This window comes from Pigmentiphaga daeguensis, assembly GCF_039523035.1.
Classification (GTDB): Bacteria; Pseudomonadota; Gammaproteobacteria; order Burkholderiales; family Burkholderiaceae_B; genus Pigmentiphaga; species Pigmentiphaga daeguensis.
Genome location: NZ_BAAAEN010000035.1, coordinates 14,971 through 35,545 on the forward strand (window position 1 = coordinate 14,971; position 20,575 = coordinate 35,545).

At 68.2% G+C, this 20,575-nt stretch carries 18 protein-coding genes; 3 read left to right on the forward strand and 15 right to left on the reverse strand.

Annotated features, from left to right (window positions below):
- Nucleotides 1-21: 21 nt before the first annotated feature.
- Together tssC and tssB are read right to left on the reverse strand one after the other, a co-directional pair.
- Nucleotides 22-1,509, reverse strand: a complete 1,488-nt coding sequence (gene tssC / locus ABD104_RS27450; RefSeq protein WP_338617661.1) for a type VI secretion system contractile sheath large subunit — start codon at nt 1,507-1,509, stop codon at nt 22-24.
- A 26-nt stretch (nt 1,510-1,535) separates the two neighbouring features.
- A complete protein-coding gene (gene tssB, locus ABD104_RS27455) occupies nt 1,536-2,054 on the reverse strand; it encodes a type VI secretion system contractile sheath small subunit (RefSeq protein ID WP_087840931.1) in 519 nt (172 codons plus the stop codon).
- A 241-nt stretch (nt 2,055-2,295) separates the two neighbouring features.
- Here tssB and ABD104_RS27460 point away from each other — a divergent pair, with 241 nt between their 5' ends.
- Both ABD104_RS27460 and ABD104_RS27465 read left to right on the forward strand, forming a co-directional pair.
- Nucleotides 2,296-2,655, forward strand: a complete 360-nt coding sequence (locus ABD104_RS27460; RefSeq protein WP_087840930.1) for a type II toxin-antitoxin system RelE/ParE family toxin — start codon at nt 2,296-2,298, stop codon at nt 2,653-2,655.
- A complete protein-coding gene (locus ABD104_RS27465) occupies nt 2,652-2,984 on the forward strand; it encodes a helix-turn-helix domain-containing protein (protein WP_087840929.1) in 333 nt (110 codons plus the stop codon). The genes ABD104_RS27460 and ABD104_RS27465 overlap by 4 nt, the downstream gene beginning before the upstream one ends.
- 10 nt (nt 2,985-2,994) lie before the next feature.
- On the opposite strand, the gene tssA is transcribed toward ABD104_RS27465, so the two are convergent.
- The 5 genes from tssA to ABD104_RS27490 are packed head-to-tail and all read right to left on the reverse strand — an operon-like array spanning nt 2,995 to nt 11,472.
- On the reverse strand, nt 2,995-4,095 hold the full coding sequence (gene tssA, locus ABD104_RS27470) for a type VI secretion system protein TssA (RefSeq protein WP_343928576.1): 1,101 nt from the start codon (nt 4,093-4,095) through the stop codon (nt 2,995-2,997).
- Between the two features lie 16 nt (nt 4,096-4,111).
- A complete protein-coding gene (locus ABD104_RS27475) occupies nt 4,112-7,675 on the reverse strand; it encodes a type VI secretion protein IcmF/TssM N-terminal domain-containing protein (RefSeq protein WP_343928577.1) in 3,564 nt (1,187 codons plus the stop codon).
- A gap of 4 nt (nt 7,676-7,679) precedes the next feature.
- The gene (locus tag ABD104_RS27480; RefSeq protein ID WP_343928578.1) at nt 7,680-9,017 is read right to left on the reverse strand and encodes a DotU family type IV/VI secretion system protein; all 1,338 of its coding nucleotides are present in this window, start codon (nt 9,015-9,017) and stop codon (nt 7,680-7,682) included.
- Nucleotides 9,018-9,044: 27 nt separating this feature from the next.
- Entirely contained in the window at nt 9,045-10,466 is a 1,422-nt protein-coding gene (gene tssK / locus ABD104_RS27485) for a type VI secretion system baseplate subunit TssK (RefSeq protein ID WP_343928579.1), read from the reverse strand.
- A 34-nt stretch (nt 10,467-10,500) separates the two neighbouring features.
- Nucleotides 10,501-11,472 (reverse strand): TraB/GumN family protein, encoded by a 972-nt coding sequence (locus tag ABD104_RS27490; RefSeq protein ID WP_343928580.1) that lies wholly within the window; start codon nt 11,470-11,472, stop codon nt 10,501-10,503.
- A 187-nt stretch (nt 11,473-11,659) separates the two neighbouring features.
- Here ABD104_RS27490 and ABD104_RS27495 point away from each other — a divergent pair, with 187 nt between their 5' ends.
- Nucleotides 11,660-12,325, forward strand: coding sequence for a response regulator (locus ABD104_RS27495; protein ID WP_343928581.1), 666 nt, complete (start codon nt 11,660-11,662; stop codon nt 12,323-12,325).
- A gap of 3 nt (nt 12,326-12,328) precedes the next feature.
- Here ABD104_RS27495 and ABD104_RS27500 read toward each other — a convergent pair whose 3' ends face one another.
- The 8 genes from ABD104_RS27500 to ABD104_RS27535 form a co-directional block, all read right to left on the reverse strand.
- Nucleotides 12,329-13,639: a HipA domain-containing protein gene (locus ABD104_RS27500; RefSeq protein ID WP_343928582.1), complete on the reverse strand. Its 1,311-nt coding sequence runs from the start codon at nt 13,637-13,639 to the stop codon at nt 12,329-12,331.
- Nucleotides 13,636-13,947, reverse strand: coding sequence for a helix-turn-helix domain-containing protein (locus ABD104_RS27505; protein WP_243724370.1), 312 nt, complete (start codon nt 13,945-13,947; stop codon nt 13,636-13,638). Before ABD104_RS27505 ends, ABD104_RS27500 begins: the two co-directional genes overlap by 4 nt.
- 85 nt (nt 13,948-14,032) lie before the next feature.
- A complete protein-coding gene (locus tag ABD104_RS27510; RefSeq protein ID WP_343928583.1) occupies nt 14,033-14,722 on the reverse strand; it encodes a nitroreductase in 690 nt (229 codons plus the stop codon).
- A gap of 58 nt (nt 14,723-14,780) precedes the next feature.
- Complete coding sequence (locus ABD104_RS27515; protein ID WP_343928584.1) at nt 14,781-15,923, reverse strand: CaiB/BaiF CoA transferase family protein; 1,143 nt, start codon at nt 15,921-15,923, stop codon at nt 14,781-14,783.
- Nucleotides 15,910-17,631, reverse strand: coding sequence for an FAD-dependent oxidoreductase (locus ABD104_RS27520; RefSeq protein ID WP_343928585.1), 1,722 nt, complete (start codon nt 17,629-17,631; stop codon nt 15,910-15,912). Before ABD104_RS27520 ends, ABD104_RS27515 begins: the two co-directional genes overlap by 14 nt.
- A complete protein-coding gene (locus tag ABD104_RS27525; protein WP_343928586.1) occupies nt 17,624-18,088 on the reverse strand; it encodes a Zn-ribbon domain-containing OB-fold protein in 465 nt (154 codons plus the stop codon). The genes ABD104_RS27520 and ABD104_RS27525 overlap by 8 nt, the downstream gene beginning before the upstream one ends.
- Nucleotides 18,085-19,266 (reverse strand): thiolase C-terminal domain-containing protein, encoded by a 1,182-nt coding sequence (locus ABD104_RS27530; protein WP_343928587.1) that lies wholly within the window; start codon nt 19,264-19,266, stop codon nt 18,085-18,087. Before ABD104_RS27530 ends, ABD104_RS27525 begins: the two co-directional genes overlap by 4 nt.
- A complete protein-coding gene (locus ABD104_RS27535) occupies nt 19,263-20,555 on the reverse strand; it encodes a CaiB/BaiF CoA transferase family protein (RefSeq protein WP_343928588.1) in 1,293 nt (430 codons plus the stop codon). Before ABD104_RS27535 ends, ABD104_RS27530 begins: the two co-directional genes overlap by 4 nt.
- Nucleotides 20,556-20,575 lie beyond the last annotated feature (20 nt).

A 20,575-nucleotide genomic window follows, 5' to 3' on the forward strand; every position in this document is an offset into this window, starting at 1 on the left:
ATTCAGACTCCTCGTGGTGAATTAGCGGGCCGACTGCGGTAGTTCGGCCACCAGGCGCAGCGAGACGCTCAGTTCGTCCAGCTGGTAGTGCGGGCGCAGGAAGGCGGCGGCCTTGTAGGCGCCCGGCTTGCCGGGTATCTCGGCCACTTCGATACGGGCTTCGCGCAGCGGGAACTGGGCCTTGCGTTCCTGCGAGGCCATGTCGTCCAGCAGGACGTACTGCGCGACCCAGTTGTTCAGGTAGGTCTCGACGCTGGCCTTCGAGGCGAAGCTGCCGATCTTGTCGCGCATCATCGTCTTCAGGTAGTGCGCGATGCGGCTGACCGCGTAGATGTATTGCAGCTGCGACGACAGCCGGGCATTGGCATTGGCGGCGTCGGTGTTGTATTCCTTGGCCTTCTGCGCCGACTGGGTCGAGAAGAACGCCGCGTAGTCCGTGCCCTTGCAATGCACCAGCGGGATGAAGCCCAGGTCCGCCAGTTCCTTCTCGCGCCGGTCGGTGATGGCGATCTCGGTCGGGCATTTCAGCGCGACCTCGCCGTCGTCGGTGGCGAAGGTGTGCGTGGGCAGCCCCTCGACCAGTCCGCCGCCTTCCACCCCGCGGATCGCCGCGCACCAGCCGTAGCGGGCGAAGGCATCGGTGATGCGCGCACCCAGCGAGTACGCGGCGTTGCTCCACAGGTACTTGGAGTGATCCTTGCCGGTCACGTCTTCCTGGAAGTTGAAGGCCTCCACCGGCGCCGTGTCCGGGCCGTAGGGCAGGCGCCCCAGTACGTGCGGCATGGCCAGCCCGACATAGCGCGCGTCCTCCGACGCGCGGAAGGATTTCCACTTGGCGTACTCGACCGTGTCGAAGATCTTGGCCAGGTCCCGCGGCCCCGCCAGGTCGGTGAAGCTCTCGAACCCGAACAGCTCGGGCGAGGCGGCCGACAGGAAGGGCGCATGCGCCGAGGCGGCGATGTGCGACATCTCCTCCAGCAGGTACATGTCCTCGGGATGGCGCGTGAACTCGTAGTCGCCGATCAGCGTCGCGAAGGGCGCCCCGCCGAAGGTGCCGTACTCTTCCTCGTACACCTTCTTGAACAGCGCCGACTGGTCGAAGTCCGAGGCGCTCTTCAGGTCCTTCACCAGTTCCTTCTTGCTGGCGTTGAACAGCTTGACCTTCAGCGTGGTGCTGGTCTCCGAGCTGTCGATCAGGTACTTCAGTCCGCGCCAGCTGCCTTCCAGCTGCTGGAACTCGGGCGCGTGCATGACGGCCGACAATTGGTCGGACAGCACCGCGTCCAGCTGCGCGATGCGCGCGTCGATGGAGGCGATGGCGTCGCGCGAGATCGTCACCTCGCCGTCGGCGATCTGGCCGACCAGCTCGGCGATCAGGTCCCGCGCCCGTTCCTTTTCGGTATCGGAGCGGGCGATGCGGCTTTGCGACAGGATGGAATCGAGCAGCGAAGCGGACTCGGCTTCGGCGGATGCGGCGGGCGCCGCGCCTTGTTGCTGGGTGTCGGCCATGGGCGTTCTCCGGTGGCTACGGTGCGTCAGGCTTCGGGGGTGTCGTCTTTCGCGACTTCCCGGGACAGCTGGGCGATCTTGTCGGTGTTCTGCAGCACCTCGCTCAGCAATTCCTCGAACTTGTCGTTGCCGGCCATCTTGTTGCGCAGGTCGGCCAGCTTCTGGCGGGCTTCCAGCAACTTGCGTAGCGGCTCGATCTGCTGCACGAGCTTCTCCGGCTCGAAATCGGCCAGGCTCTTGAAATTCAGCGTCACGCCTATGCGCGATCCGTCGTTGGTCAGCTTGTTGTCCACCTGGTATTGCAGGCGCGGCTTCATGCCCTTGAGCACGTCGTCGAAGTTGTCCTTGTCGATGTTGACGAACTTGCGGTCCTTCAACCGGGGCAGGGGCTCCTCGGGCTTGCCGCTGAAATCGCCCAGCACGCCGGCGACGAAAGGCAGTTCCTTCTTCTCGATGGCGTCGCCGATCTCCACGTCGTAGGTCAGCTGGACCCGGGGCGCGCGGACACGGTCGAGCTTGTGCTGGGTGCTTTCCTTCTTGGCCATGATCGCTCTCCTTGGCGTAGCCGGCGGTCGAACGGGAATGCGGTGCAGTCTAGAAAGGCGGGGCCGGCGGTGGTAGTAGCCAGACGGCCAGACGTGGAGATAGGCCGGAAGGGGTAGGGGGTGAATGCTGCCTGCGAGGCAGGACGGAATTGTCCAGCGTGGTGTGGGCGGCGACGTTATGGATTCATATGATCGAACGGATAGCGAGATCTCGTCGAATATCTATAAATAGGTATAATTAATGAGGGTGATCGAGTTGAAGCCGCTGCGATGGATCGCGTCCGCGAGAAAAGACCTTCGCGCGATGCCGGAAGCCGTGCAGAATATGTTTGGCTATGCCCTCTACCTGGCCCAGGGCGGCCAGAAGCACCCGCAGGCGAAGCCGCTCAAGGGGTTTGGCAGCTCCGGTGTGCTCGAGGTAGTCGAAGATTTCCTGGGCGACACTTACCGTGCTGTCTATACGATCCGTTATCCGTCGGCCGTCTATGTACTACATTGTTTTCAGAAGAAGTCCGTGCGTGGTATTGCCACGCCCAGGCCGGACATCGAACTGATCAGGGCTCGGTTGAAGAGTGTGGACGAGTACGAGGCCAGAGCATGAATGACACCAAGGATTTCCCTATTGAGCAAGGCACGGAAAATGTCTACTCGGATCTGGGGTACCCGGACGCCGCCGACATGCTCGTCAAGGCCGAATTGGTCAGAGAGATCTCGCAGATCCTAATGGATCGCAAGTTGACGCAGCAGCAGGCCTCCAACATCCTGGGCATGCCGCAACCGAAGCTGTCCGAGATGCTGCGAGGGAAGTTCCGAGGCATCAGTCAGGCGAAGATGATCGAATGTCTGAACAGGCTGGGCCGCGACGTGGATATCGTCGTCCGGAAAACCAGGCGTCAGGCGGCGGGGCACACGCAAGTCGTCGTGGCCTGAAGAAGGCCCGTCACCCCCGCGGCACCCCTATCCGATCCCGTATCACCCCCAGCACCGAATCGTCGCTCACCACCTCCGCCAGCCATTGATCCAGCGGCATGTCGGCCCAGCTGACCGCGCGTTCCAGCAAGAAGGACACGGGGCTGTGCGGCTCCACGCGCTTGAAGTGGGCGGCGATCTCGCCCACGGTGCGCAGCAGCTCGGCGCGGGCCTGGAAATCCACCACCACGCGCGGCACGGCCATCGTGGCCGCGGCCGCCGGCACGGCCTGCAACGCGGGCGCCGGCGTCGCGGCAGGCACCGTGGGAACGACGACCGCGGTTTCGCCGGCCTCCTGTCCCTGTCGGGGCGCGATCCCCAGGTTCTGCGCCGCCCGCCCCAGCACCTGGCGCGCGCGCTTGAGCCCGTCGCCCAGGTCGGCCAGGCTGGGCGCCTGGCGGCCGAAACGCTGGTCGACCAGCGCCTGCAAACGGTCGAAGGCGGCCTGCGCCGCGTCCACGGCGGCCAGGGTGTCCGACACGAAGCCCGGGCCGCTGCCTTCGATGGCCTTGTCCACCGACTCCCCCGTGGGCTTGCCCGCGTCCAGGGCCTCCTGGTAGGCGGCGGCGTTCTGGCGCGCCAGGTTGTCCACCTCGCGCGAGTCCTGCCAGTCGATCAGCGTGACATAGGGCGCGGAAGCGGTCAGCGGCGCCTTTTTCAGGGCCAATCCGCCGTAGACGTTGAACCAGGCCAGCTTGCTGGCGCGTTCCTCCAGGTCGTCGCCATCGGGCCGTGGATGCAGGCCGTCCCAGTAAGCCTCGAGCAGGCCGTGCAGCACGCCCATCGCGTCGGCGGCGCCGGCCAGTCCATGGCGGGCGATCAGGGCCTCGCCCAGCCAGACGGCGGCCTGCAGGTCCTTGCTCTGGCTTTGCAGCACCTCGGCGGCCAGTTCGGCGGCGGCCCGCCAGTCGGCGGTTTTGAGCTCGGTCTGCCAGTCGCCCTGCGACAGCGACGCATCGTCCGCGCGGCGCGCTTCCCGGATGCGGTCGTAGGCGTCCGAGAACGAGGCGTCCTCGCCGCAGGGATCGTTCCCGGCGATGGGTTGCATCAGTTCGGCGATATCGATGGCCATGGGAATCTCCAGGTCGTCATTCCAGGATGGAGGTCGGCAGCGCGGCGGCCGGTTCGGTGCGGGCGTTCAGGAAGCGCAGCATGTCGTCGGACGGGCGCACGTCCATGAAGACCCGGGCCTCGGTGAAGCCTTGCTGGGCCAGCCGGGCGGACAGCTCCTTCCATTGGATGGGCCCGTACGAAGTGCGGAAATCGGGCAGCCGGAAGGCGTGCGAGCCCGAACGGAAATCGGCGATCAGGGTGGCGAAGCCCTCGGCGCCGGGATAGATCAGCGTCAGGCGGGGCCCCAGGGCAGGCGCGGGAGCGGGAACGGCCGCGGGCACCGCGCCGGGCGCGGCGGCAACGGGCGCCTCCGGCGGCGCGGGCAGCGAGATGTGCAGGCGCGCCTCGATGCAGCTGTCGGGCGACCAGAACACCTGGGCCGTGGCGTCGGCCAGCGACTCCGCGCGGGTGGACGCGAGGTAGGTGCGCTCGCGGCAGACCACTTCCAGCACGGTGCCCTGCGGCCCCTCGCTGGCGGCGCCTAGGCGCGTGGGCTGCGAGAACTGGAAGCTGCCGGCCAGAAAGGGCTTGTTGACCTGGGCCGACAGGATGCGCCGTTCGGCCGCGACCATGCCCTGGTAGGCGGGCGACAGCGGCAGGCCGATGCCGGCGATGCGCGTGGGCGTGCGTTCGCGTTCGGTGATGAAAGGCTGCAGCCAGTCCTTCACGAAGGCCGTCAGCCGGCCCTGTTCGCCGTACAGCGCATCCGCCTGTTCCTTGGGGGGCATGCCGCGCAGCGCGGCGACCACGCTTTCGTTCCACCGGGCCTGGACGAACTGGCCGGCGCGCTGCACGGTCAGGTACAGCAGCAGCCGCGACGGCCCCTGCACCACGGACCAGGCGGCCAGGTCGTCGCCCTTGAAAACGGCGGCGAACTGCTCTCCCGGCTTGTCCACGGAAGACAGCAGGGCGGCGTAGTCGGCGGCGGGCGGCTGGGGCGGCGCGCCCTTGGCGCGGAACAGCTCGGCCGCGATGTCGTAGGCTTCCTGGCCGCTGGCGTCGGCGCGCAGGCGCAGGTAGGCGCGCGCGTAGTCCGGCCGCTGGGGGCGCAGCACGCGTTCGGTGGTATCGATCTCGGCCAGCAGCCAGGCGGGGGGCTGGATGGGCTCGGCGCCCCACCACCGGCCGAACATCCCGGCCACGGCATCGGCCAGGAAGCCTCCCAGGGGGCGCCAGGCGCCCAGCCAATCATCCTTGGCGCGGGCCCACGCCCGGGTCCAGCGCGTGCCCAGGGGCAGCGCGAGGTCCAGCCCTTGCAGCTCGCGGTCGGTGGCGGCGGCCAGCAGCGCGTACGGATCCTCGGCCGTTCCCGCGCGCTCGCCCATGGCGTCGAGCTGGGGGCGCCACAGCGCGGTGCCTTCGAAGAACCTGGCCTGGAAACGCCCCCATGCGCGAAAGTACTCGCTGAAGTACTGGGCTCGGAACGTTTCCAGGACAGGCTTGCGCTCGGGAACGGCGTCGGCGGCGGTGCGCAGCAGCGGGGCCAGCACGTCCCGCCAGGTCTGGCGCGTGAACGCGGCCGACACCTGGGGCATGGCGGCCGCCTCCACGCCCACCACGCGGTCGGACGGCAGCCAGAAGGCGGTCAGGACGATCGGGTCACGCCGCTGGTCGGCCCAGGCGCGCACGTCGTCCGGACGAAGCGTATGGGCCGCCAGCAGGCGGGCCAGGAGCGCGCGCAGGCGCTGGGCTTCCGCGTCCAGCGTGGCCGATTGCTGCCAGCGCAGGTAGCCCATGTAGGTGGTGAGCAGGGCGGCGGCGTGTTCGCGATCGGCCCGCGCGTCCTGCTCACCCGAGACAAAAGGGCTGAACAGCCTCGCATTCTGGTCGAAGGCCAGGTTGTTCGCCGCCTCCTGCTGGCATGCGTCACTCTGCCGGCGGCAATGGTCCAGCATGCGCAGCCGCTGGGACACCGCCAGCAGGTGCTCCAGGCCGGCCTGGTTGCGCGCAAGGTCGGTCTCGATGATCTGGTCGTACGGCGCCAGGATCAGGTTGGAGAAATCGCGCAGCACCTGTTCCTTCATCCGCTCGATGTCGGAGTCGGCCCGCCGCAGGCCGAATCCCAGGCCGGTTTCGGCGCGCGCCACCTCCAGCTGCTCGATGGTCCGGCCGCAGCGGGCCAGCCAGCCTATGCGCGCGGCCGCCACCGCGTCGCTGGGTTCGCGGCAGGCCGTCTGCGTCTGCGCCAGCAGCTTGCCGTCGTCCTGCCGGGCGTTGGCGAAGCCGTAGCTCAGCATGGCCGACAAGCCCAGCATCGCGCCCACGCCCACCGCCGCGATCGCCATCTTGCCGGCGTTGCCGCGCAAGCTGGGCGAGGCCAGCGGCTGGTCGGCGGGCAGGAAGCGGGTGAAGAGATCGTCCAGAAACCCGCCCGCCACCCCGCTCTTGCCCGCGGCGGTATCCGGCGGCGACCCGGTCAGGAACAGGCCGCGCCAGCGGGGCGTGCGCTGGAAGGGATTGTCTTCCAGCATCAGGCCGACCAGGGTCGCCAGGCCGGGCTCCAGCGCGCGCACGTGCTCGACGAATTCATAGATGGCCCGGCGTCCGGCCGGCGTGGCCTGGCCGCGCAGCGCGGTGATCCGCAGCGCGTGCAGGCGCTGCACGATGGGCGTGTAGAGCTCTTCCAGCTTGCCGCCGGTGGCCGCGCTGATTTCCTCGGTATCCGACAGCCGGTGCCCCACCGCCTGCGCCAGCGCCTGTTCCGGCACGGCGGCGGCGAAGGCGCCGTAGCCGGGCAGCCGGTCCAGCCCGGTCACCACCAGATAGACGGGCAGCTGCACCTGCAGATGTTCCAGCGCCTCGTCCACCAGCCGCCGCAGCCGCATCGCCACCGGCCGCACGGCATCCGGCCCGCCCAGCAGCGTGCGCGCCCCCATGCACACGACGATGCCGTTCAGCGGCAGCTTGTCCCGCTCGGTGGACAGCAGCATCAGCGCCTGGTACCACAGCCCCCGCTCCACGCGGGCCGAGGCGTCGCAGACCGCCGAGGGCGGCGTCTCGATCGCGATCATGGACTTGAAGAACCACCATCGCCAATAACCGTCGGGCTGGGGATCGGGAGGCGGGAAGGGCGAGACCCGGTTGGCGGCGCGCAGCAGGCCGTCCACGCCCGCCTGCTCGTCGCCCACGAACAGCATCCAGGGGATGCGGTAGAGCGGATCGCGGCCCTTGCCGATCTCGGGCGAACGCTGGATGGCCTGGCGCGCCTGGGCGATGGCGGCGCGCATGCGCTCCAGCGCCACCTTCTCGTCCTCCGGGTTGCCCGGGCCCAGGTCGCCGATGCGCTTGCGCGCGAAGCCCCGGCGCGAGAACCGCTTGGCGCCCGAGGCGAACCACCACAGCACGGCGAAGGCGACCAGGCACAGGGCCAGTACCTGCCAGAACCGGGCGGGCAGCAGCGGCAGCACCAGCGTGGCCACGAGCACGACCAGCGCGGCGATCGCCAGCAGCAGGACGACGGCGGTGGCCACGCGGACGGGCCGCTTCTTCATGCCGGGCAGGCGTTCCAGCGGCTGGGCGATACGGTCGAGGAAGCTCATGGCGTCACCGCTTCGGTTCGGTTTGCAGGAACAGGAAATTCGCGGCCAGTTTGTCGTTGCCCCGGTGCGCGTCCAGGAACTCGCGCAGCTTGGGCAGGTAGGCCGAGGCCGGCTCGTACTCGGGCCGCTCCGCCGCGTACAGCGGCGTGGGCGAACTGACCACCGTGATCAGCTCCTGGCCGAAGGGCGGCCCCACGATCCAGCCCTCGGGGATCTTCTCGCCCACGTTGAACTGCTCGCCCGCGCGTATCAGCCGGCCGTTCTCCGGCTCGCGCTTGTTGGGGTACAGGTGGATGACCGAGCCGTCCACCGTGTAGTAGTCCACGTACAGGTAGCCGTCGTAGTCGGCCTGGCCCAGCTTGACCGTGACGCGTTCGCCTTCGGTGAAGCGGTCCGAGTGGCCGGTGGTGGGGGTGACCTGCAGGCCGTGCCGGCGATCGAGGTTGCGGGCACGGTAGGGCTTGAGCAGCGACACCACTTCGCAGTGCGGCCAGATGCGCACCTTGACGTCGAAAGTGGGCGACTTCACGCCTTTGATGGCGGCGATGTCGGCCTGCACCCGCGCGATGTCCTCGGGTCGCGAGACGAAACCGCTTACCGCGGTCGCGCCGTTGTCGGCCACCCGCGCGTCCAGCTCCGAGCAGGCGTAGGTCTGCAATTGCCCCTGCACCAGATCCGCCACCGAAGGCCCGGTCTCGCGCGGGCCCGCCACCAGCAGCCACAGCAGATAACCGACCGGGATCAGCAGCGCCACCGCCGCGCCGGCCTTCAGCAGCAGCTTGTCCCACTGCTTGGGATAGCGCGGTCCCGACGGATCCTTCATCAGGTAGGGCTGCGGCGTGATGGGTTCCTCGCGCAGCGTGTGCAGGGCCGCCGGCGGCACGGGCAACTGGCGTCCGTGCAATTCCTTGAGCTTGCCCAGCTCGCCGGTGTCGCCGGTCTCGAAGTAGTACTGGCCGACGAACCCCAGCAGCAGCGCGTGGTAGTAGACCTCGCGCACCTCGTCCTCGTCCGACTTCAGGATGGACAGATGGTGGAAGAACTCGTTGCCGGCGTTGTTGGTGTTGAACAGCGCGACCTGCAGCGGCGTCACGCTGTTCCAGTACGCGGGGTTGCGCGTGACGATCTCGTCGAACCAGGACACCACCGCGAAGCAGGCCGACTCCACGTGCTCGGGCCGCTTGCCGGCCGCCAGCGCCGCCGCCTTCGCGGCCGCGATCAGCTTGCGCGCGTGTTCCTGCACCTCGGCGGCCCCGTTGCCGGCCGTGCCGGCGGCGATCCGCTCGTCCAGCTCCAGCCCGAACGAGAAGACCGGTGAAAAGAAATCCAGCAGGCGTGCCATGGATGACTCCTGGTTGGGCGCTTGTTGCTATTCTTCTGCGCCGACGGGGAACAGCTTGATGACCGTCTCGTCCGCGGGGAGGTCGGAAAAGATCGAGATGTTCCGCCGGTCCTTGATGAACTGCCAGAACTGGTGCCGGGTATCGATCAGGAAATACGTCGTGTTCGGCGTCTTCTGCGGCAGTTCCTCGGGCGGCACCGGCAGCAGGTCGATCTTCAGGCCGAACAGGGCCGCCTGCAGCAGGCGCGGCATTTCCTCGCTCGAGGCGATCTTGCCGGTGCGCTGCAGGCGCTGGGCCAGCTCCATGCCCTGCACCGGCGATTCGAAGGCCAGGTAGAAACGGGTCTTGTCCGACGCGAACAGGCTGGCCGGCAGGTCGGCCTTGTGGAAGCGGCCGTCGTAGGCCAGCGTGATGCCCACTTCCGCGCCCACCGTCAGCGCCTTGATCAGCGTTTCCGCGCGCGCGAAGGCCAGCTTGAAGCAGCGCCGCAGGTCGTCGTGGTCGTACACCGGCAGCTCGGTTTCGGTGGGATTCGATTGCATGCCGCCGGCATAGCCGATCTCCTCCGAGAACACCGAGAACTCGGCCACCAGCCGCCGCAGGTCCTGGTACAACTGCCAGGGCGGCACCATGCCCAGCCGCACGTGCTCCTGCAACAGCGGGATGTAGCGCGCGAAGGTCTGCATCATCAGCACCCGCATCACTTCCTGCGCGCTGGTCGAGGCCGCGCGTATGCCGCGCTGGCGCTTGGCCGAGGCGAAATCCTGGCCGCGCGACACCACCAGGTCGCGCAGCGCGCGCGTCCAGCGCGCCAGGTTGGACGAGGCGTCCAGCGATACCAGCGGCGGCACGTAGTCCTGCGAAAGCTTGAAGCGGCCCGGGCCGTTGGGCAGGATCTCGGCGAACTTGCACGACTCCGCGCTGCCCAGCACCGCCTCGGCATGCTCGTCCAGGCTGCACACGATGCGCGGCTGGCAGTCCACGAAATCCACGTCCACCGCGGGCGCCTGCGGATCGAAGGGATCGGCCACGTGTTCCGTGCGCAACGCATGCCGCGCCGGCAACAGCGACTTCTGCTCCGGCGCCAGCCCCTGCACCGTGGGGTCGCGGGCCAGCACCAGGTAGAGCGAGATCGGGTCGTTGCCCGCCACCGTCATCTCCAGCAGGCTGCGCTCGGGAACCTGGGCGTTGCCCGGCTGCGGCGCGCCGGCCGAGCCGCCGCCCACCCAGCGGCCCTCGGCCGTCAGCAGCGCATAGCGCGCGATCCGCACCACCCCGCCCGCCAGCGCCTGCTCGTCCAGTTCCAGCGCCTCGAAGCCGCGCGGATAAGGCGCGTGCAGGCTGTGCAAGGCCCACCCGTAGGCCCGCGCCCATTCCTCGTGACATTGCAGATGCTGCGGGGCCAGGAACGCGCCCTGGCCCCAGAAAACCTGCTGTCGGTTCAACATTCCCGTGTCCTCCCCATGGCTTGCCGCCGTCCGTTCACAGCGGCTCCGCCACGATCAGGAAGCCGCGCTGGCGCAGGCGCTCCAGCAGGCCGGCGGCCCCCGTCAGATGAATGGCGCCCACGGCCACGAACATGCCGCCCTGTCTCAGCAGCTCGTCCAGCCTGGGCAGCCAGCGTTCGTTGCGCGCCTCGATCAGGCAGCGCCGCGCCCTCTCCTCGATGGGGCGGGCACGCGCGTCCAGCCCCACCATCGCGTCGATCTCGTCCAGCCAGGCCGCCAGGTTGCGGCTGCGGTAGTACTCCAGCACCCGGGCCGATTGTTCGCCGAACAGCCAGGGGGTCTGCAAACGCTGCTTCAGCACCAGCGCCTGCTCGGCCGACGGCACGCAGTCCAGCGCCGCCAACTGCTCGTCCAGCGTTTCCAGGTGCTCGGTGCGCAACTGCATGTCGGTCGCCCAGCGCTCCAGCCGCCGGTCCAGCGTCTGCTCGCCCGCCACCTCGCCGCGCGCCTCCAGCAGCGCCAGCGCGGCCCACGGCTTCAAGCGGTGCAACAGGGCCGGCGGCACCCCCGGCAGCAGGCGCTGCAGCTCGGCATACGCCTGCGGCCCGATCAGGCCGGGCAGGCCGGCCTGGTCGGCCAGCAGCCGGTAGCGCTCCTTCGAGGCATCCCAGTGGGCGTCGTTGTCCACCTCGTTGACCAGCATCCGCGTATGGCGCATGGCCTCCCGCATCACGCCGGTATCCAACGCCAGCTCCTCGGGGTCGCCGAAATGAATGGTGCCGAAAATGAAATTGACCGGCTCCGCCGCCGCGCCATCCGGCACGGCCGAGGGAAGGGAGGGCGCCTGCACCCGGAACAGGACGCTGCGCCACTGGCGCCAGGCCTCCACCGGCGGTTCGTCCTCGCGCGGCGCCGCGCCCGGCTGCGCCGACGCGAACGCCGGCACCCCCGCCGCGCAGGCCAGCGCCAGCAACAACGATCGCAGCGCCGACCATAAACCTGGCATGGACCGGCACGGGGGGCGGGAGTGCAGTCCCATGGTCCGCGTCCTCGTAGAAAGTGAAGGCGATTCTTTCAGACGGGATATGTCCGGGCCATATTCCGAGCGGCCTATATCGTTGGTGCAAGCCGCCAGTCCTTGCCTAGCGCGGACGGGCCGACTATCTTTACGGTGTCAGGGATATGGGGGGAATATGAAGATCCTGATTGCTGATGACCACAGGCTGGTCATCGAGGCCGTCAAGGTAAAGCTGGCCGAACTGGGGCCCGACGTCGAATTCAGGATGGCGCTCAAGGTCGAGGAGCTGCGGCACGAGGCCACCGACGATCTCGACCTGGCCCTGATCGACCTCACCATGCCCGGCGCCGACGGCTACAGCCATATCGCCGAGCTGCGCGAACGCCTGCCCGCGCTGCCCATCATCGTGCTGTCCGGCGTCGAGGACCCCGACGTCATGCGCGCCGCCATCGACCTGGGCGCCCTGGGTTTCATCCCCAAGGCCTACTCGCCCGACGTCATGCTCTCGGCCGTGCGGCTGGTGCTGGCCGGCGGCGTGTTCGTGCCGCAGATGATGCTGTCCGGCATGTCCCACCAACCCGCCGGCGCGCCCCCGGCCGCGGCGGACGCCGCCGGCGGCGCCCGCTCCACCTCGCTGGACCAGTTGCGGGGCCTGCTGACCGAGCGGCAGATCGACGTGCTGCGCCTGCTATCCCAGGGCAAGCCCAACAAGCTCATCGCCCGCGACCTGGGCATCAGCGAAGGCACCGTCAAGATCCACCTGGCCGCCATCTTCCGCGCGCTGGACGTGCGCAACCGCACCGAGGCGGTGGTCGCGGCGCGCGGGCTGGCGGGGCTGTAGCGTTCAAGCCAAGCGCTCAGCCATTTCCTTGATCACGTTGTAAACGATGGCGCGCAGGCAGCGAGCCTCGCCGGCGATTGTTGTTTGAAGCGCTGGCTGAGCGCGCGTTCGATCATTCGCATCGGCCAGGAATGCCTCATACAGCAAGACGGCCGAGTTCACCACGCTGCGCTGTTGAACATCCAGCAGTCTTGTCGACGTGTTTCGGCGAATGCCCAGCGCCGTGCCTGCCTCAATCATCAACGGCCGGTCGATTTCCGCGAATCTTCGAGCATTCAGCAGCGGCCAGGCCAACGGCGTCGCATCGGGCCAGTCTCGCCGGTCAAAGGCTGGCGTATCGTAGACCGAGGTACTGACGAGGTCATAGTGCGGAGCCAACTGTACGCCGGAGGCCGACACGAAGAAGCTCAGGTTCTTCAGGTGTGCGTCGCCGTTCCCGGTCAGCATGTTGAAGACCAGCCATGAATAGAGCCGCGTACGCGTGATGGCGGAACTTCGACACGCGTCGGCCAGGCGCGCGAGATTCTCGAGACTGCCCTGCGCGTACTTGAACGTGCGGTCCAGTCCCAGAAGCTGGCAGGCATCGATGACGTGACGTCGTTCCCAGGCTCCGCTGGTCGAGACGCGGTCGAACCGGTCGATGACATAGACCGGTTCAGGAACGTAGCGTCGCCGTACGGTCGGTACGTCCAACCCCATCCTGGATGCCAACTGCATGACGAACCATTCGTTGGCGACGGAATGCGGATAGGCCGGATCCACGTGTTCGGGTTTCAGGATCTGGAGCGAAGGCAGTGAACCCGATGGCTCATAAAGTTCGTCGTTGCGCAGTACGACGGCAAGCTTGTGCTGCGCTCCGGCCAGGGACATCCGTTTGCTCGACCCATGGGTCAGTGCAACGCGAGGCAACTGACGGATCCGGCGTGACAGCTCGCTGTCGGGCAGCGGCTTCAGCCCCTCGGGAATACCGGTGTCCGGTGCGACACCTGTTTCCAGCGTGACAGAGCCCGCGGATTCCGCACCGTAATAGCCTAGCAACCCGAACGCATCCGCTGCATCGATGTGGGCGTCGGCGGCCAACAAGACGCGCTGGCCTTCTTCCGGCAATAGATTGTCGAAATACCATTGCACCGGACGCTTGCTCGCGCCGTCGATCAACGGGGCACGCTGCAATGGAAGGTGGGGGCTCAATGGATAGCCATTGCTGTCGGCGTACCAGGCCGCGTCGTACTGGAAAGCCCACAGGCCATCCTGCTCCCAAAGTTCACCGATACGGCGACTGTTGATGCTGGCAATGAGCGTGCGTCTGCTCATGGTTTTTGGGCATCACTTCCGAACGAAGCCGAAAGGCGATCTGCGGTATCTTCTGGTAGATCGAGGATGATTCGGATCCCCAGTCCGTCGAGGACCTGAAAGAGCTTTCCCCACTGCGCGGTTTCGCCGCCGCGCTCGATCTTGCTCAGAAAATTCTCGCTTACACCCACACTTCCAGCGGCATCGTCCTGGCGGATGCCCTGAGCTTTGCGGACGGCACGTACTATCGGGCCAAGGCTAGTTGCGTCGGCGAGCGTAATTTTCATGAAATCCTCACGGTCAAAAGGATTCTTGATCAGTATGCCCAATTTGACAAGAAAATCCTCATGAACTTAAGGATTTTCTATGATGAACTCGGAATTACGGAAGAATCCTTAGGACCGTGAGGATTTTCTACTCCTCCACCCACCTGACGACGTCATCCACCGCCGCCCGCGACGTGCGGAAGCCGTTGGCGGGGTGGCCCGGATCCGCGAAGCCGAACGAAATCCCGCAGACCACCTGGCGATCCTGCCCGATGCCGAAGTGCTCGCGGATGAAGCCCGAATACTCCGCCAGCGCGGCCTGCGCGATCGTCGCCACGCCCAGGCTGCGCGCCGCCAGCATGAAATTGCCCACATAGGCGCCGCAATCCACGGCCCCGTACACGCCCAGCGCCCCGGGCGTGGTGATGATGGCCACATGCGGCGCGCCGAAGAAGCGGAAATTCTCCGCCCCCTGCCGGGCCGAGGCCTCGCGGTCGCCGCGCTGCACGCCCACGCTGTCATACAGCTGGAAGCCGCACTCCCGCCGCCGTTCCCGGTAGACGCCGGGGTACTCGCGCGGGAAGGGGAAATCGGAATGCGCCTGCGGCCGCGACATCACGTGGTCGAACAAGGCCCGCCGGAACCGTTCCGTGCCCGCGCCCGCCGTCACGATCACTTCCCAGGGCTGGGTGTTGCACCAGGACGCCGTGCGCTGCGTCAGCGCCAGGATGCGCTGGATGGTGTCGCGGGGCAGTTGCTCGGGCAGGAAGCCGCGGCAGCTCCAGCGGTCGTTCAGCAGGCGGGAGAGAGAGGCGTAGTCGTCGGCGTCGTGGGTCATGAAGCGTTTTCCGAACTGGTGTTACCCGTGTCCCGCGGCATGCGGGCGAGGCTGTTCATCATACGACGGGCCCGGCGAGGGAGTTGTCATGACGTTCGAGGAGCCATCGTTCCATCAATGCCTCGATCTCCGTGTCCTGCGCGGGCCGGGGCGCGGACGACGTGCGCGAGAACCGTGGCGCGGGCGCCGGTTGCCGTATCCCGCCCACGTCGACGAAGGCCCGCCGCGCGAGGTGATGAGGGTGCGCCGCCGCTTCCGTCAGGCTGAGCACCGGCGTGACGCAGGCATCGCTGCCTGCGAAGAGCCGGGCCCACTCGTCGCGGGTCTTGCGGGCGAAGCAGGCGGCCAGTTCGGCCCGCAACGCCGGCCACCGCGAGGGATCGTCCCGGGCATCGCGCAGCGCCGGGTCGACGCCCAGCCGCTCGCACAGTTGTGCGAAGAACGGCGCCTCGAGCGGCCCCACGCCCATGTAGCCGCCGTCGGCCGTGGCATAGACGCCGTAATGGGGGGCGCTACCGTCCAGCAGGTTGACGCCGCGCCGTTCGATATATGTACCCTTGAGCGCGCCGGACAGGCACTGGCTCATCAGCGACAGTACGCCGTCGGTGATGGCGGCGTCGACCACCTGGCCGCGGCCAGAGCGGCGTACCTCGTGCAGCGCGGCCAGTATGCCCGTCACGAGGTACAGGCTTCCACCGCCATAGTCGCCCACCAGATTCAGCGGCACGACCGGCGGCCCGCCCGCCGGTCCGATGGCGTGCAGGGCGCCGCTGAGGGCGATGTAGTTAATATCGTGTCCCGCCGCCTGTGCCAGCGGACCGTGCTGGCCCCACCCGGTCATCCGTCCGTAGACCAGGCGCGGATTGCGCGCGGCGACGGCATCGGGGCCGAGTCCCAGGCGTTCCATGACACCAGGCCGGAAGCCCTCGACCAGCACGTCGGCCGTGTCGAGCAAGGCCAGGACCCGGTCGCGCGCGTCGGGCAATTTCAGGTCGGCACGTACCACGAGGCGGCCGCGGCCGGCGATCTGACGCGGGTCGGTCGCGGGCGTATCGGGCCGGGTGATGGTGGCGACCTCGGCGCCCATGTCCGCCAACAACATGCAGGCGAATGGCGCCGGGCCCAGGCCGGCAAACTCGACTACACGCAGGCCGGCCAGAGGGCCGCCGGGGGCAGCGTCGGGTGGATCAGGCAGGCGCATGGCGTTCCTCGTGTGCGGGCGAGACGGTCCGGGCGGCATGCCTGCCCACCCGGTAGGCGAAGACGATGACGGGCCCCAGCGTCGTGCCGGGACCAGGATACGCGCCGCGCATGACCGAAGCCATGTCGTTGCCGCAGGCATATAGGCCGGCGATGCCCCGTCCGGCTTCGTCCAGGACGACGCCGTCCGCGTCGGTGGCCAGTCCCGCGCTCGACGCGGCATCGGCGGGCCACACCGGCAAGGCATGGAATGGCGGCCGGGCAATGATGCCCAGGCAGGGGTTCGGCTGGTGCGACGGATCGCCGTTGAAGCGGTTCAAGATCGTGCTCCCCTTGCCGAAATCCGGGTCGACGCCTTCGCGGGCGTGGCGGTTATTGGCCGCGACAGTCTCGCTCAGCGCCTCGGCCTCGATGCCCAGGCGGCCGGCCAGCTCCGTCAGCGTGGCGGCGCGCAGGCCGTAGCCGCGCCGTTCCCAAGGCCCGGTGCGCCGGGTGCCGGGCGGGATCACGCCCAGACCGTAGCGGCGCACGAAGTCCGCATCGCAGATCAGATAGCACGGCATGGCCGTGTCCGGATGCGCCAGCATCGCCTCGGAAAAATGGTGATACGACGACGCTTCATTGACGAAGCGCCGGCCGTGCGCATCGACGGCAATTAGCCCTGGCTTGGGGCGGTCCAGGTACAAGTGGGGAAACAGCCGATAGCCGCCGGCTCCATCGGGTACGCGCGATACGGGTTGCCAGAACAGCGCGGGCAGATGGCATGTCAGTGCCGCACCGCCGGCCAGGGCTGCGTCTATGCCGTCGCCTCGCACGCCCGCAAACGCCAAGGATTCGATCCGGGGGTCGATGCCCAGTCGCCGCCGCAGCGCGCTGCCATGTCCGATACCGCCCGTTGCCAGCACGACCCCGCGCCGGGCTTGCAGGCGGTCTATCCGGCCGCCGGAGACCACCGTGGCGCCAACGACGCGGCCTTCCTGTCGCACCAGCGATGCCAGGGCGCACCCGAACCGCACGGGCACGCCCGTGCGCAGCAGGCTGTCGTACAGGCGCGCCACCAGCGCGTTGCCCAGCACCAGCCGTGTGCCGCGTGGATAGCGCAGGCGGTCGACCGCATGACGCGCCAGCAGGCGCGCCGAACGGACGAAGGCACGCGGCGACCGATACCGCCGTATCAGCGCCTGTACGTCGGCTTTGCCCAGCATCATGCCGCCCAGCACCATGAAGTCGGGCATGGGCGGCCGCACCCGGGCGAAGTGGCTGCCCAGAAGGCGCCCGTCGAACTCCACCGGTGACAACGCCCGCCCGCTTTCCGCCGCGCCGGGCAGCGGCATGTAGTCCGGATGCCTGCCGGCGCTCTGGAAGTGCACGCTGGAATGCCGCTCCAGGAAGTCGATGGCCTCGGCTGCGGTGTCCAGGAAGGCCCGTCGCAGCCCGTGCGCGTCGTCGGGGCCTTGCAGGGCCTCCAGGTAGCGCGCGGCGGCTTCGCGCGTGTCGTCATGGCCTGCTTCGATGCCGTGGCCATTGCCGGGCACCCACAAGGTGCCGGCCGACGTGGCGGTCGTGCCGCCCAATTGATCCGATGCCTCGCACAGCACCACGCGCAATCCGTGCAGGGCGGCCGTGAGCGCCGCGGTCATGCCCGCGGCGCCGGCGCCGATCACGACCAGGTCGTACGTTTCGTCGTCGGGGGGCGCGTCGTCATGCATGGCACGCCACGCGCCAGTGGAGAAGGGAATAGGACGGACGGGCTTCGCGATGGTGCTCGAATACACCCGCGACCGGCGCGCCAATCTCGACCTCCTGCATGGCGTCGCCCAGCAGGTTGCCCACCATGCGTACCCCGCCCGCCTGCGGCAGCTCTACCAGCACGGCCAGGTAGGGGCCATGCTGCCTGAGCGCCGGATGGGCTGGATGCCAGACCCGTTCCCAACTGTAGATGTGGCCGAGAGGCTCGACCTCGCGCCAGTCCGGATCGAAGCGCTGGCAGCGGTGGCACAGCCATTCCGGGCCGAATTGCCACGTGCCGCAGTGAGCGCAATGCTGGACCAGCAGCCGGCCTTCGCGTAGGCCCTGCCAATACCGCGCGGAGAGTCCGTCCGGCTCTGCCGTGGGGATGGGCAGGCCGCCAGGCAGGTAATGCGGTCCGGGCGTGAAAACGGTCATAGCGTAGCCTCCGATCCCAGCAGCAGGTTGCTGGCGGGGGTGACCATGGGGCCGCCGGTCACCAGTGCGACGTCATTGCGCTGGACCGTGAGCGTCGCCGTGCCGCGCACCTGCCGCACCGCTTCGATGACCAGCTCGAAACCGTGCATATAGCATTCGGCCAGATTGCCGCCGCTGGTGTTGAGGGGCAGGCGCCCCGAGGGCGCGGACAGATTGTCCAGCGTCAGGAACGTATTGGCTTCTTCCGCGCGGAAGAAGCCATGCTCGACCAGTGCCATGACGACGCCGCCGGTGAAGTTCTCGTAGCTTTGCACCACGCCGACGTCGTTCGGCCCCAGGCCTGCCATCCGGTAAAGGTCCGGCGCCAGCGTGCCGAAGTTGGCGCTGGCGTAGTTGGGCGAGTTGTGTGGATCGGCACCGGCCCGGTAGCCGGACCCGGCCGCCGCGCCCAACAGATAGACGGGCTTGTGGGGGAAGTCACGGGCGCGTGCGCCATCCACGAGGACGATGGCGGCGGCGCCATCGTTCTCCATGCAGCAGTCGTACAGACGAAAGGGTTCGACGATCCAGCGCGAAGCGTCGTAGCGGGCTTCGTCCAGCGGCTTGCCGTGCATGACGGCGCGGGGGTTGGACTGCGCATGCCGGTAGGAAGCCAGCGCGATGGCGCGCATGGCTTCCTGGCGCACGCCGTGGTCGTGCATGAAGCGCCGCACGCGCATCGCGAAGCGCTGCGGCGGTGCCAGGACGCCGTAGGGCATGAGGTAGGCGCGTTCGCCGGACACCGTGGCCAGGTCGGCGGCCTGGCCATAGCGGCCCTGTTCCCCCTGCGCCAGCGATCGGAACACCACCACGCACTCCGCCATGCCCGCGCGGATCGCCGCGGCACCATTGGCCACGGCCGCGCAGCATCCGCCGCCGCCTCCGCCCCATTGCAGGGTGGCCGACCGCAGTTGCCGTATGCCGAGCGCGGCGGCCAGGCGTGAGGCGTCGCTGCGTTCATTGCCGTACGAGGCGAAGCCGTCGATGTCGGCGGGAGCGATGCCGGCATCGCGGCAGGCGGCCAGGATCGCTTGCAGGGCCAGCTTGAACTCGGCGTCGGGAGACTGCCCGTGCTTGTAATACCGGGACTCGCCTATGCCAGCCACCGCGACCCGGCCTTTCAGGCTGCGGTCGCTCATGACGGCGCCTCCGCCGTCTCGGCCCGTCGGGGCCGCGATCCGAAGGCGCCGGCCGCTTCGCAGGCGGCCAGCCGGGCGGCGTCGTAGCCCAGCACGTCACGCAGGACCTCGTGGGTATGTTGCCCCACCGTCGGCGCCGGTACCGGATCTGCCAGCGGCGTAGCCGAATAACGTATGGGCAGCGCCAGGTTCGGGACCCAGCCCAGTCGTTCGTGGGGAACGCGCGTCAGCAGCTTGCGCTCGCGCGCCTCGGGCGAACGCACGGCCTCACCTACGGTCCGCACCAGCCCACAAGGAACGCCGGCATCGCGCATGCGCGCCTGCCAGTGCGTCCAAGGCTGCCGCGAAAACGCCTCGTCCAGGATGGCGAACAGCTCGGTTCGCCGCTGGCTGCGAGCCGCGCCGCTGGCATAGTCAGGATGTTCAGCCAGGTCGGGGCGCTCCAGCACCTGGGCCATCAGGCGCTGGAAGATCTTGTTGCTGCCGCAGTTGATGTAGAAGGTGCGGTCCTGCGCCTGAAACGCGCCCGACGGGCAAGTGTCGGGGCTGGTATTGCCATGGCGGCGCGGCTCCTCGCCGCTGAACACATGTTGCAGCGTGGCGTAGCCGGTCATCAGCACCGCGCTGTCGAACAGCGCGACCTCCACGGCTTGCCCCTGGCCGGTCTTCCCGCGGGCGACCAGCGCACCCAGGATGGCATTGGCGGCCATCATCGCGGTGCTGATGTCCATGACCGGAGATAGCGCACGCACGCCCTCGCGGTCGGGATAGCCGTTCATCGAGATGAAGCCGCTCTCGGCCTGGGCAATGGGGTCGAAGCCCAGGCGGTCGGCGAACGCGCCTTCGCGTCCGTAGGCCGATACCGAGCAATACACCAGGCCGGGATTTCCCGCGCGGCATGTTGCATAGTCCAGGCCCAGCCGCGCCATGACGCCGGTGGAAAAATTCTCCACCACCACGTCGGCGCCTGCGATCAGTTCGCGGGCGATCCGCAGTCCGTCGGCGGACTTCAGGTCCAGGGCCACGCTGCGCTTGTTGCGGTTGCTCCACAGGAAGGGCGCGCCTTGGCCAATGTCGGGGTGGACCGGCGGATACTGCCGGAAATCGTCGCCGCGTACCGGGGCTTCGATCTTGATGACTTCCGCGCCCATGTCGGCCAGGATCATCGTGGCGAACGGCCCCGCGATGAAATGAGAAAAATCGACCACCCGTACATCCGCGAGCGCAAGGGGCGCCTGCGCCGGGCGGGCTTCGTATTCGGGAAAATCGCTTACCAGGTCGTGCAGCATGCTTGGGTTCCTAATGCATG